Below are 12,068 nucleotides of genomic sequence, written 5' to 3'. Positions count from 1 at the left end.
TGGCCGAGGATTCACTCGCCCGCGCGACGGGCGAGGCGGTGTTGCCGCCCCATCCCCGTCCCTCCGACCCGGATGCGGCAGCTGGTCCGCCGACCAGGCACCCCCACCCCACCCCCACCCCACACCCTCCGAACGGGCCCGGTGCCGGGGGCGGCTGACGTGTCGTCACGCACATCACGCCGAAGGCATGGAGACGTACGATTGCGCGCCAAGCCGCACCTGGCCCCGCGCATGGCGGTTGGTCTGGTACCGCGTGTGAGGGGCCCGCACCCGCACCGCGAAGCGATCACCCGGCTCCGTCTGCCGGGAGATGAACGGGAACGTCAGGTCGACGGGCCGCGTGAGGTCGAGGTGGCGGGCACGGAGCACCGCCTCGCCGAGGAGCGTCGCTTCGTCACGCAGCAAGTAGAGCCCGACGAGCAGGTCGAAGTCCGGCAGGTCGGACGACAGCGCGAGGCGTGCGCGCGGGCGGCCGGAAACGCTGTGCGCCGGGGCCGTGGCCACGAACTCGTCCTCTGCCAGGTGTTCCTGGAAGCCGTCGGGCGCCTGGTGAACCAGCGAGGGCTCCAGGTCGAGTGCCGTCCCGGGCAGGCACAGCTCGATCGTGGGCCCTTGGGGCAATGACGGAGCGTGACGCCACCCTTCACCGATGTGGTAGTACGCGACCCGGTCCGCGAGGAAGTCCGGGCTCGGGCCGCGGCCCAGCACCCAGTCGTACCAGTCGGCGTGGAGCGCGCGCAGGTCGACCGCGCTGTCCGCGGCGAAGGTCAGGCCGCCGATGGAACGCGCGGACGACCGTGTGGCACCGTGGTCCCACGGGCCGATCACGAGATGGGTCTTCGCATGCCGCTCGTAGTACGTGAGTGCGCCCGTCTGGTCGTCGTCGTACTGGCCGGTGATGGTCAGCGCGGGGAGGGTGAGGGGCTCGGGCGGCACGAACGACGCCCAGTACGCGTCGTACACGGGATGGTCCAGCCACTCCTGGAACGCCGGCAGCCGTTCACCCACCGACGCGATGTCCAGGTCCCGGTACGGCCGGTCGCCGAGGCCGCGGTGCACGTCGCGCCAGTACTGGCTGTCGCTCCACGGGCCGGTGTTCATCCGCCGCCCGTGGTTGAGAGCCAGCCACTGGACGGCATACGCGGTGGGCACGTTGCCGACCATGGGAAAGTCGACCCCCGGGCAGACCGATGCCACGGGTGCGATCGCGCGGAGCGCTCGCGGTCGGGTGCCGGCCACCGCCCATTGGACGAATCCGCTGTACGACCCGCCGTAGGTGACGACGTCGCCGGTGCTCCACGACTGGTCCGCGAGCCACGACACCGCGTCGTGCCCGTCGTCACCGTCGTCGTGGAACGGTCTGAACACTCCGTCCGAATCGCCACGCCCCCGTGAGTCGAGGCTCACGAAGTGGAAGCCCCGCCCGGCGAAGAACTGCCCGTCCGGGTGGTACCGGTCCGCTCCGTACGGTGTCAGGACGAGCACCACGGGTCCGGGCTGGGGCCGGGACGATGCGTAGTGGATTCCCCGCAGGACGGATCCGTCCCTGGTCGGAACATCGATGAATCTCATGATCGAGCAAGTGGTGGGCGGTCCCGCTCTATTCCTGATTCCCGGCGGACCGCCTGCCCGGGGGGCGACGGTGCACCGCGGTCGGGGGACGACAGGCACCAAGGTCCAGGGCGGCGCCGCACGGTCGGGCAACCGCCCCGCTCAGGACCGGGGCAGAGCCGCGGCCAGGTCGGTGGAGGTCAGGCGGCGGTACGCCGAGTCTCCCGGGGGGCGCCACCAGACGATCCCGCCCGACCAGAACCCCTCCCCCCGCAACCCCGCCCGCCACACCTTGTTCGTCGCCGTCACCGGCAGCCCCGCCATCACCCGCACGAACCGCGGCGCCATCTTCGTACCCAAGTCGGTTTGGGCGGCGAGGAATTCGGCGAAGGCGGCGGGGTCGAAGGAGGTCGGGTCCGGCAGGGCGAGGGCCGCCATCACCTGGTCGCCCGTCACGGGGTCGGGCACCGCGTACACCGCCACGCCGCGCACCGGCTCCCAGCGCGCGAGGATGTTCTCGATCATCGCGGCGGCCAGGTTCTCGCTGTCGACCCGCAGCCGGTCGTCGGCGCGCGCCGCGAAGTAGAGGAAGCCGTCCGCGTCGCGGAAGAACAGGTCACCCGTCCAGTACCAGCCGCCCCGGCGCCGTTCCGCCTCCGCGGCCGGGTTGCGCCAGTAGCCCTCGAAGGGGTTGGGCGCACGGTTCACCAACTCCCCTATCGCGGCGGCCCCGTTGAGGAGCCGGCCGGCCGCGTCGAAGCGGGCCGTCTCGCAGTCGCGGCCCGTCTCGGGGTCGACCACCGCGAGGTCGCTGCCCGGCGCGGCCCCGCCGATCGCGCCCGGCGGTGTGCCCGGGGTGCGCTGGATCGCCGCCCCGCCCTCGGAGGACCCGTACCCCTCGACGAGCCGCACGCCGAACCGTGCGGCGAACCGGTCCGCGTCGGCCGCCCCGGCCTCGGTGCCGAACCCGGTCCGCAGGGTGTGCGCGCGGTCGTCCGGCCGGGCCGGGGTGGCCAGCAGGTACTGGACCGCCCGGCCCACATAGGTGAAGTACGTGGCGCCGTACGCCCGTACGTCGTCGAGGAAGCCCGACGCCGAGAAGCGGTCGCGGAGCGCCACCGTCGCGCCGGTCGTCAGCGCCGGGGCCCAGTTGGCGATCACCGCGTTGCCGTGGAACAGCGGCATGCAGATGTAGTGGACGTCCTCGCGGCCGAGCGCGAAGTGGGAGGCGAGCGACTCGCCGGCCGCCGCGAGCCGGCCCTGGGTGCAGATCGCGGCCTTGGGGGCGCCGGTCGAGCCGGACGTGAAGTACAGCAGGAGCCGGCTCCGCGGCCCGACCGGCCCCACCGTCGCATCGCCCGGCGTCGCCCCCCGGTACGGGGCGAGCAGCTGGTCGTACGCCTCGGTGTCGGTCACCAGGACCCGTACGCCGGGCAGTTCGAGCCCGTCGAGCAGGGGAAGGTGGGCGCGGCCGGTGACCAGGACCGCGCATTCGGTGTGCAGGATGTCGCGGGCCAGCTCGGGCCCGCGCCGGGTCGGGTTGATGCCCGCCACGGCGGCCCCGGCGAGGGCCGCCGCGCTGAGCCAGAGCGCGAATTCGGGGGTGTTGTCGAGCAGTACTCCGAGGTGCGGCTCGGCGCCCCGGGGCAGCAGCTCGGCGAGGAGGGCCGCACGGGCGGCAGCGCCCGCGGCGACCTGGTGGTGGGTGAGCTCCAGGTCGCCGCAGCGCAGCGCGGTCCGCCGGTCGCCCCATTGGCGCTGTACGTACGCGGCGATCGACGCCCTCTTCGTCATGGCGCCGCACCGTAGTTGATGGAGCGTCAGAACTGAACGTCCGAGCAGGCGTAGAAGGCGTTTCCGGTGTCCGCGATCGTCCACACGGCGACGATCATCTGGCGCCCGGTCCGGCCGGTGGGGATGGTTCCCTGGTGGGAGACCGTGGCGGGCGGCTGCTTGCCGCCGTAGGGAACGGTGAGGAACGGCTGGGTGTCGAGTGCGGCCCTGGTCAGCTTCTGGGCCGGGTTCCAGCCCTGCTTGGTGAGGTAGTACCGGAAGTCGGTCGTCGCGTGGCGGGCGGTGAACTGCCAGCGGAACGTGTAGGTCTGGCCACCCGTCAGTTGTGTCGTGGGCCAGCCGGTACCGCCGCGCGGGTCGTCCAGCTCGGCGAACCTGCTGTTGCCGCCCGCGCAGATGGTGCCGTCGGCCGGGCCGGACGCGGGAAAGCCCTTGGGGCCCTCGACGGACTGCGGCTCCCACTGGATGTCGCCGCAGTTCTTGACCGTGCCGTTGGCGCAGACCTTCTGCCTGCTGATCGGCTGGTCGGTGTAGCCGTGGCTGCTCGCGCTGCCGGTCGCGAGCAGGGACGCGCCGGCGACGGCGAGTCCCACCACGACGGCACCGAGCCGCTGCTTCTTTCGCATGCTGACACTCCTGGAGAACGTGGGGAGTTCCTGGGGATGGGCTGCACGCGTGCGGTATGTCATGTTCCGGTCTAGACCAACTAACAGACTATGGAAGGGAGTTGGGCGTGTCCAGATCCTGGTCCAGGCCAATCCCTCGACGTCTTTCCGGCGTGCGGGCCCTCGGCCACCGCCCGGCCCACGCCCCCTCAGACGCCCTCCCCCGCCCCGCGCCCCGTGTAGAACGCGACCGTCAGGTCCTTCACCAACGCCTTGCGCTCGTACGCGTCGAGCTCCACCAGGCCCCGCGAGGTCAGCCGGTGCACGGTGTCGTCCACGGCGTCGACCACCGAGGTCAGCACCGAGTCGCGGTGCTGGGCGTCGATCGCCGCGACCCGCTGTCTGCGCATCGCCGCGGCCACCTCGGGCGCGTACTCGATCCGGGTCGGCTGCGCCGCGTACAGCTCGATGCCGACGGGCTCCGCCTCCTCCTTCAGCATCCGGGTCAGCGCCTCGCCGACGGCCTCCGCGTTCCTGAGCGTCGGCGCGTCCTCGTGGAAGGCGTCGGCCGGGAGCTGCGAGAGCACGCGGGCCATCGCCGCCTCCACCTGCTCGCGCAGATACCTCTCGTGGTCGGCGACGGCGAGGGTGGCCCGCGCGGTGTCCCTGATCCGCCACACCACGAGGACCACGACCTGGAGCGCGGTGCCCCGCGCGTCGACGGCGCCCATCGGCTCGCTGCGCCAGTGCCGCAGCCGCAGGTCGACGCGGCGCCGCAGCAGCAGCGGGCTCATCCACACGAGGCCGGTGCGCCGCACGCTCCCCCGGTAGTCGCCGAACAGGGAAAGCACCCAGGCATAGCCGACGTGTCCGCGGTCGAGGCCTCCGAAGGCGAGGACCGCAACGGTCGCCCCGAGCGCGAGCAGCCCCCACTGTTCGAGCCGGATCCCGTGGTACGGATGCGCGGGCAGCCGCAGCAACGCGGTGAGGGCACGCGGCAGGACCCCGGCCCACCAGGTCACGGCGCCGCACCCGGCGAGCGCGATGATCCCGGCGGCCACCGCGACGCCGCCCGGCACCGCCGGGCCCGGCCGTTCCGCGATGCGGGGATCCACCGGTGTGGCCGGCCGCGCGGGCGCGGCGACCACGCTCCGCGGTCCGGCCTGCTGAGGCGGCCGTGCGGCGGCCGGGCGCGGGGCCCGCGGATCCGCCGCGTGCACCACGGGGCCGGGACCGGTGTCGTCGCGGAACAGCAGATGGACGGGGATCTCGGCGGTGCTCTCGCCGCGGATCACCGCCACCCTGCGACCGGTGTCCGGCGCGCCGGGGGCGGCAGCTTGGGCGGGGGCGACAGCTTGGGCGGGCCCCACGGCCGGGCCCCGGGGCGGCGACTCGCCGCCACCGGATGCGGCCGGCCCCGGGGTCGGGGTCTGGGTCTGGGTCGGGGTCGGGGTCTGCATGCTGGTGTGTCCCTTCCTCATGTCCTCATGCGAAGAGCCGCCGCCACGTCTCGGGGCCGGGGTAGCCGTCGGCCTCGGCGCCGCGCCAGCCCTGTGCGCGCTGGAACGCCTCGACGTTGCGCCGGTCCGCCTCGCCCCAGCGCGGCCCGGGACCCGAGGTGTAGTGCGTGCCGAAGCCCTTCAGCACGAGCTGCCGGCCGAGCCGGGTGACGTACGGACCGCTCTGTCCCGTACGGAAGGTGCTCGCACCGGGGTAGGCGGGCCGCGCCGCCTGCGCACCGGCTGCGGCCGCAGGCACCGCCGCGGCGGGCACCGCACCCGAGGAGAGCGAACCCGAGGGCGGCGGACCCGCCGGGACGGGCGGGATGTTCTTGCCGGTCCCCTGCACGAGCAGCGCCCAGGTGCGCGCCCCGGGAATCCCGTCGGCGTCGGCGCCGGTCCATCCCTGGGCCTCCTGGAAGGCCCGGGTCGCGTTCAGGTCCGCCGTCCCCCAGCGGGGCCCGGGGCCCTGTGCGTAGAAGCGGCCTCCGCCGCGCCGCACCAGCATCTGGCCGAGCCGCGTGACGTAAGCGTTGTCGGCGCCGGGCCCGAACTTGTCCGCCCCGGGGAACGCCGCGCTCCCGCTGTCGGCGCCCGTGCCGTTGTCACGGTCGGCGGCGGGCACCGCGCCCGCGCTGCCCGCGGCGATCCCCTTGTAGCGGTAGGGCACGTAACTGGCCGAGTTCTTCCAGTACGCGTACGGGGTGGCCTGGGTGCGGGAGTGCGGCGGCGTCTGCTCGTAGGCGGTGTAGTAGGTGTGCGTGTAGTCGGTCCAGCCGCCGAAGAGGACGACGTGCGAGCCCTTGTTGGGGTCGCTCGGATTGTGGAAGAGCAGGATGTCGCCGGGTTGCAGCTCGTCGCGCGTCACCCGCACCCCGAACTGCGCGAGGCTCCCCGTCCACTCGTTGGTGCCGAGATCCCACGCCATCGAGACGTAGCCGGAGCAGTCCTGCCGGTACCCGTCCTTCCAGTACGCCTCCATGTCGTACGGCACGGACGCGGTCACCCAGGTCTTGGCCCGGTTGATGATCTCGGCCCGGGTGGTGGGCCGCGGCGTCTCGGGTGCGGCGTGGCCGGGCGCTCCGTGCAGTCCGCTGGTGCTGCCCTGCCCGTTGGGCGGGCCCGGGTCGGCGGCCCTGTTCGCGCCGGGGCCCTCGGGCGCCGGGAGCGGGGCGGCCGCGGCCGCCGTGCCCGCGCCGAGCACCATGGAGGCCGCCGTGGCCGCCACCAGTGCGCGGCGGGCTCCGCCGTGTGCCGCGGGGTGGCCGCCGTCGCGCACCGGGAGCAGCCGCAGCCGCCGCCGGTCGGCGCAGCCGGCGCAGCCGCACTCGGCCGTGGGCTCATAGTCCTCGAACACCGGTCCGGGTGTACTGGCTTCCATCCGCTGCCTCTCCCGTTCGTTCCGCAATCGGAGACTTCGGCGATCGTTTCCGCGCTTCCACGCGCAGGACAGCGTTGGTACTGCCCAAACACGTCACATTTTGACCGATTAGTACCGATAAAACGAACATCTGACAGCGTGGCGCTGGTCAAAACCACCCTCAGGAGTCCGGTAAAGTTTTCCGAGTCAGCAGGCGCCGCTAGCTCAGTTGGTTAGAGCAGCTGACTCTTAATCAGCGGGTCCGGGGTTCGAGTCCCTGGCGGCGCACGCACCACCGAGGCCCCCTCGCCCAGCGCGAGGGGGCCTCGGTCGTTCCCGGAGCCGGGCCGGGCGTGTCCGCGCAGCCGGTGGCCGCCGGCCGGTCGGCGGGCGTTGCCGACGGGAACGTCAGCGGGTGTTGCCCGCGAGGGACAGGGCGTATTCCGGCCACCACTTGCCCGCCGGGGGGCCGCCCTTGCAAGGGCCGTCCGACTCCCCCGGCCGCTTCGCCCACACATAGGCGTCGACCGGGCCGCCGCCCGTGTCCGTCGTCGGCCGTTCGCCGAGCGCACGGCCGGGCGGATTGCACCACCTCTCCTGCGGATCGCCACCGGTGTAGGGGCCGTTGCCGTTGCGGCTCGTGTCGATCACGAAGTGCTTGCCGTCGACCTTGGCGGAGAGGTGCTCGCCGAACTCCCGGCTCGCCCCCGTCGTCTGGAAGTTGGAGACGTTGACCGCGAAGCCGTCGGCGCCCGTGATGCCCGCCCGCCGCAGCGGTTCGTCCAGGGCCTCCGGCGAGCGCCACCCGGCGTTGCCCGCGTCCACGTACACCTTCGTCGCGGGCTGCCGCTTGAGCCGCTCGACGGCGCCCTTCAACAGCGCGTACCGCGCCTCGCGGAACTCGGCCGGCGTGCAGCCGTCGACGACGTGCAGGAGCGCGTCCGGTTCCAGGACGATCGTGGCGGGGCGCTCGCCGATGCCCCGCGCCACCTGGTCGACCCAGCCTCGGTAGGCGTCGCCGTCGGGGGCGCCGCCCCGGGAGAACTGGCCGCAGTCGCGGTGCGGGATGTTGTAGAGGACCAGCAGCGCCGTGCGCCCGGCCTTCGCGGCTGACTCGGTGTAGCCGCGGACCACCCCTTCGGGGTCGCTCCCCGCGATCCACTCACCCGCCGGCTGCTCGGCGATCTTCCTGATGAGCGCGGCCTTCTCGCTGTCGCCGGCCCGCGTGTAGGCGGCGAGCTGACGTGCCGCGTTGGTGTCCGGGTCCACCCAGAACGGGCTGGTGGACGAGCCGAGTTGAGCGAGTCCGGACGGCTCGGGGCTGCCCCCCGCGTCCGCTCCGTGGCCCACGTCGCCGCTGCCGCAGCCCGCCGCGAGGAGCGCCATCGCGATGGCCGGCACCCGGACCCGTACGCCTGCCCCTGCCCAACTCCCGTACATGCGCTGCCCCTTGACCCCGCTTCGTGCCCGCACGGCCGGCCCGGCTGAGCCCTGCCGGCCGCCGCGCGGCCCTGCCGGACCGGTGTGCCGGCCGGCGGACTTGGCGTCATCCGGGCCTGGGCCCGTGGCGCGCGGCGGTTCTACAGTGGTGTGGCCGGACTCCGCGTCGGCCGCCCCGCGGCGACCCGGCGGCTCCGAACCTCCCGCGGCGGTGCCGGACTTCTCCCGCAGCCCGTGCACCCGCGGTCGAGGACCGGCCCGGCCGGCGGTTCCGGGGGAAGCGGGCCATCGGCCGGGCCAGGTGCGCGGCGCGTGCGCGGGACCGGAATCGGGACCGGACCCGAGGTTCGAACCGGGCCGGCCGTGGCGGGCGGTCAGGACGCCCGCGGCTTGGAAGGGGCCGGGTCCCTCGCGTCGGTGAGATAGGCCGAGACGACCACGTTCGCGGTGTAGGCCTTCGTCTTGTGGTCGTAGGTGCCGCCGCAGGTGATCAGGCGCAGCTCGGCGCGGCCCCGCTGGCGGGGCCCGTACACCTTCGCCGCGTCGAAGTGCCGGCGCGAGAAGACCTGGACGTCGTCGATGGTGAACTCGGCGATCGTGCCGTCGGCGCCGGTCACCTTGATCCGCTCGCCGGGGCGCGCGGCGCTCAGCCCGTAGAACACGGCCGGTCTGCTCTGGGTGTCCACGTGCCCGACGAGCAGCGCGGCTCCCGCCTGACCCGGCCGGGCCCCGCTGTCGAACCAGCCGACCGTGCCGGCCTGGGCGAAGGGCGGCGGATCGACCGCGCCGTCGGCATCGAGGCCGCGCGGCACGACCGGCGCCGCGATGCCTATGGACGGTATCTCCACGCGCTGCGGCGCCGCGCCCTTGAGCGGGTCGTGCGCCGGCGGCAGCGGCATACCGAGCGGGCGGCCCACGGCCGCGATGTCACCCGTGGTCGGCGCCGACGTGCTGCCGGTGCCTCCGGAGACGTCCCGGCCCCACAGCCACAGGCCGAGCAGCAGGACGGCCCAGGCGAGGCCGGTGACGAACCGCCCGCTGCCGCGCGCCGAGGACATGTCAGTCGCCGCCGCGACGACGGCGTACGCTGCGCGATGCCACGGCGACCGCCGCGACCGCCGCGAGCGCCAGACCGATCACCGCGTGCCGGGTGCCGGGGCCCTGCTCCTTGGCCTCGTCGGCGGCGAGCGTCGCCGCGCCGCCGCCGCCCGCGTGCACGGGCCGGTACGGGGTGGGCCTGCCGTGGTCCTGGTCGTGGTCGCGATCGTGGTCGTGATCGCGGCGTTCGCCGTGCACCACGGTGAACCGGCCGCTCGCCTTGCCGGAGCTGTCCTTGCAGTTGACCCAGATGTCGTAGTCACGGTCCTGGGCGTCCGAGCGGATGCGGGCCTGGGCGTAGAGACCGCCGTCGGCGGCGGGCGTGAAGCGGGCCTCCGAGACGAAGGCGTCCGAGGAGCCGACCGCCTCGCGGCCGCTGCACACGCTGACCCGCAGATCCACCTCCCCGCCGGGGGCCGTGGTGCCAGGGGTCACCCGCACCGATCCGTGCGGCTCGGACTCGGCCACCGCGGGGGACGCGGGCAGCACGGTCAGGGCGGCGGCCGCCATGGCCGCACAGAATGTCATGGGACGGATGCGCATCGTGAACCTCCTGCAACCGAGCGTCACGCGTGACGCCCGGTTTCGCATCCCGGGAGGCAGGACCACTGCGCCGGACGGGCGCACGACACGCCCGCCCTGGGGTGCCGATCCGCGTCGGATCGGCTGTACATCGGATCAGTCGCGCATCAGACGAGCTTCACCAGATCGGCGATCGAGTCGACGATCTTGGAGGGCCGGAAGGGGTACGTCTCCACGTCGTCGGGCCGGGTCAGCCCCGTCAGGACCAGGAACGTCTGCATGCCCGCCTCAAGACCGGCGAGCACATCGGTGTCCATCCGGTCGCCGATCATGGCGCTGGTCTCGGAGTGCGCGCCGATCGCGTTGAGGCCGGTGCGCATCATGAGCGGGTTGGGCTTGCCCGCGAAGTAGGGCTTCTTGCCGGTCGCCTTGGTGATCAGCGCGGCCACCGCGCCGGTGGCGGGCAGCGGCCCTTCCTGGCTCGGCCCGGTCTCGTCCGGGTTGGTGCAGATGAACCGGGCTCCGGCGTTGATCAGCCGGATCGCCTTGGTGAGCGCCTCGAAGCTGTACGTGCGGGTCTCGCCCAGCACCACGTAGTCCGGCTCGTGGTCGGTCAGGACGTACCCGATGTCGTGCAGCGCGGTGGTCAGGCCCGCCTCGCCGATGACGTACGCGGTGCCGCCGGGCCGCTGGTCGTCGAGGAACTTCGCGGTGGCGAGCGCGGAGGTCCAGATGTTCTCGACCGGCACGTCGAGCCCCATCCGCATCAGGCGGGCGTGCAGGTCGCGCGGGGTGTAGATCGAGTTGTTGGTGAGGACGAGGAAGGGGCGGCCCGACTCCTTGAGCGTCTTGAGGAAGGCGTCCGCACCGGGGATGGGGGTGCCCTCGTGGATGAGGACACCGTCCATGTCGGTGAGCCAGGATTCGATCGGCTTGCGCTCTGCCATGGGTGCGGACTCCTGCGTTCTGCGCGGTCTTCTCGCGCTGATGAGCGATCAGCTGGGGACGCCGGCGCACCGCACTGTGCGTTGCCGACGCCCTTAGCCTAGTCAGGTACCGGCCACCGCGACCCGGCCGCTCACGGTTCAGCTGCCGGTGGCCGTCTTCCACGCGTCGACGTACTTCGGCAGGTTCTTCGAGATGTCCATCCAGTCGGGCTGGAAGACGTCGACGTCCCGCATCAGTTTGCCGAGCGCGACCGCGTCCGGGTCGGTGGCCTTGATGTCGGTGCGCGCCGCGAAACCGCCGCCGATCGCGCTGACCTGCTTCTGCGCCGGCTCGCTCAGCATGAAGTCCAGGAGCTTCTTGCCGTTGGCGCTGTGCGGGGCGCCGCTGACCAGGCCGGCCGCGTACGGCAGGGCGAAGGAGGACGGCTTGGTGCCGCTCGCGGTGCCGGGGAACCAGATGCCGAGGTTGGGCATGGTCTTGGACTGGGCGTAGTTCATCTGCACATCGCCGTTGGCGGCGAGCAGCTCGCCCTTGTCGACCTTGGGTGCGAGCTTGCCGGTGGAGGCGGACGGGCCGACGTTGTTGGCCTGGAGCTTGCGCAGGTACTCCATCGCGGCCTCCTTGCCGCCGAAGTCGTGCATGGCCTTGATGACGAGCGCGGTGCCGTCGCCCGCGACGCCCGGCGTGGAGTACTGGATCTTGTTCTTGTACGGGGCGCCCAGGAGGTCCTCCCAGTTCTTGGGGGCTTCCTTGAGCTCCTTCTTGTTGTAGACGAACCCGAAGTAGTTGTTGACGACCGAGGTCCAGGTGCCGTCGGGCGACTTGGCGGCGCCGTCCACCTTGTCCGCGCCGGCCGGCACGTACTTCTGGAGCAGCCCCTTGCCCTCGGCCTGCTGGATGAACGGGGGCAGGGTGACGAGCACATCGGCCTGGGTGTTGGACTTCTCGCGGACAGCGCGCTGCACCATCTCGCCGGAGCCGCCCTCGACGTACTTGACCTTGATGCCGGTCTTCGCCTCGAATTCCTTGAAGACAGTGTCGTACCAGCCGTCACCCTTCTCGCCCTTGAGGCCGTCGGCGCTGTAGACGGTGACGGTCTTCGCGTTCGAGTCGGCCGCGGAGTCGCCGCCGCAGGCGGACAGGGTGGCGGCGAGGACGAGGGTGCCGACGGCGGCGGCGAGCGGCTTGAGCGTGGTGAGGGTGTTTCTGTGCATGACGTTCGGGGCTCCTGAGGTTTTCGGGTCGGTCAGG

10 protein-coding genes and 1 tRNA gene are annotated in these 12,068 nt (G+C 72.8%); 1 reads left to right on the top strand and 10 read right to left on the bottom strand.

What is annotated here, in order from left to right:
• Positions 1-174 precede the first annotated feature (174 nt).
• From OG432_RS21760 to OG432_RS21740, 5 genes are all read right to left on the bottom strand, one after another.
• Entirely contained in the window at positions 175-1,572 is a 1,398-nt protein-coding gene (locus tag OG432_RS21760; protein WP_328312625.1) for a CocE/NonD family hydrolase, read from the bottom strand.
• 141 nt (positions 1,573-1,713) lie between these two features.
• Complete coding sequence (locus OG432_RS21755) at positions 1,714-3,345, bottom strand: AMP-binding protein (RefSeq protein WP_328312624.1); 1,632 nt, start codon at positions 3,343-3,345, stop codon at positions 1,714-1,716.
• A gap of 26 nt (positions 3,346-3,371) precedes the next feature.
• Positions 3,372-3,971 carry a lytic polysaccharide monooxygenase auxiliary activity family 9 protein gene (locus OG432_RS21750; protein ID WP_328312623.1) on the bottom strand — a complete coding sequence of 200 codons (600 nt, stop codon included), beginning with the start codon at positions 3,969-3,971 and terminating at the stop codon, positions 3,372-3,374.
• 188 nt (positions 3,972-4,159) lie between these two features.
• On the bottom strand, positions 4,160-5,410 hold the full coding sequence (locus OG432_RS21745) for an SPFH domain-containing protein (protein WP_443058430.1): 1,251 nt from the start codon (positions 5,408-5,410) through the stop codon (positions 4,160-4,162).
• Positions 5,411-5,435: 25 nt separating this feature from the next.
• A complete protein-coding gene (locus tag OG432_RS21740; protein WP_328312622.1) occupies positions 5,436-6,830 on the bottom strand; it encodes a peptidoglycan-binding protein in 1,395 nt (464 codons plus the stop codon).
• 193 nt (positions 6,831-7,023) lie between these two features.
• Here OG432_RS21740 and OG432_RS21735 point away from each other — a divergent pair.
• Positions 7,024-7,097: transfer RNA gene (locus OG432_RS21735), tRNA-Lys, on the top strand.
• Positions 7,098-7,217: 120 nt separating this feature from the next.
• Here OG432_RS21735 and OG432_RS21730 read toward each other — a convergent pair.
• From OG432_RS21730 to OG432_RS21710, 5 genes are all read right to left on the bottom strand, one after another.
• Positions 7,218-8,249 carry a glycoside hydrolase family 6 protein gene (locus OG432_RS21730; protein WP_328312621.1) on the bottom strand — a complete coding sequence of 344 codons (1,032 nt, stop codon included), beginning with the start codon at positions 8,247-8,249 and terminating at the stop codon, positions 7,218-7,220.
• Between the two features lie 374 nt (positions 8,250-8,623).
• A complete protein-coding gene (locus OG432_RS21725; RefSeq protein ID WP_328312620.1) occupies positions 8,624-9,307 on the bottom strand; it encodes a class F sortase in 684 nt (227 codons plus the stop codon).
• Position 9,308: 1 nt separating this feature from the next.
• Positions 9,309-9,890 (bottom strand): hypothetical protein, encoded by a 582-nt coding sequence (locus OG432_RS21720; RefSeq protein WP_328312619.1) that lies wholly within the window; start codon positions 9,888-9,890, stop codon positions 9,309-9,311.
• 146 nt (positions 9,891-10,036) lie between these two features.
• Positions 10,037-10,816: an HAD-IIA family hydrolase gene (locus OG432_RS21715; RefSeq protein ID WP_328312618.1), complete on the bottom strand. Its 780-nt coding sequence runs from the start codon at positions 10,814-10,816 to the stop codon at positions 10,037-10,039.
• A gap of 138 nt (positions 10,817-10,954) precedes the next feature.
• Positions 10,955-12,031, bottom strand: a complete 1,077-nt coding sequence (locus OG432_RS21710) for a 2-aminoethylphosphonate ABC transporter substrate-binding protein (RefSeq protein ID WP_328312617.1) — start codon at positions 12,029-12,031, stop codon at positions 10,955-10,957.
• Positions 12,032-12,068: the final 37 nt, after the last annotated feature.

Origin of the sequence: Streptomyces sp. NBC_00442, from assembly GCF_036014195.1 — a bacterium.
Lineage (GTDB): Bacteria > Actinomycetota > Actinomycetes > Streptomycetales > Streptomycetaceae > Streptomyces.
The sequence above is the reverse complement of the archived record's forward strand: the minus strand, read 5'-3'. Positions and strand labels throughout refer to the sequence as shown.

Coding starts and splice junctions, on each gene's coding strand:
- OG432_RS21760 (WP_328312625.1), bottom strand. CDS start 1,572: ATGAGATTCATCGATGTTCCGACCAGGGACGGATCCGTCCTGCGGGGA.
- OG432_RS21755 (WP_328312624.1), bottom strand. CDS start 3,345: ATGACGAAGAGGGCGTCGATCGCCGCGTACGTACAGCGCCAATGGGGC.
- OG432_RS21750 (WP_328312623.1), bottom strand. CDS start 3,971: ATGCGAAAGAAGCAGCGGCTCGGTGCCGTCGTGGTGGGACTCGCCGTC.
- OG432_RS21745 (WP_443058430.1), bottom strand. CDS start 5,410: ATGCAGACCCCGACCCCGACCCAGACCCAGACCCCGACCCCGGGGCCG.
- OG432_RS21740 (WP_328312622.1), bottom strand. CDS start 6,830: ATGGAAGCCAGTACACCCGGACCGGTGTTCGAGGACTATGAGCCCACG.
- OG432_RS21730 (WP_328312621.1), bottom strand. CDS start 8,249: ATGTACGGGAGTTGGGCAGGGGCAGGCGTACGGGTCCGGGTGCCGGCC.
- OG432_RS21725 (WP_328312620.1), bottom strand. CDS start 9,307: ATGTCCTCGGCGCGCGGCAGCGGGCGGTTCGTCACCGGCCTCGCCTGG.
- OG432_RS21720 (WP_328312619.1), bottom strand. CDS start 9,890: ATGCGCATCCGTCCCATGACATTCTGTGCGGCCATGGCGGCCGCCGCC.
- OG432_RS21715 (WP_328312618.1), bottom strand. CDS start 10,816: ATGGCAGAGCGCAAGCCGATCGAATCCTGGCTCACCGACATGGACGGT.
- OG432_RS21710 (WP_328312617.1), bottom strand. CDS start 12,031: ATGCACAGAAACACCCTCACCACGCTCAAGCCGCTCGCCGCCGCCGTC.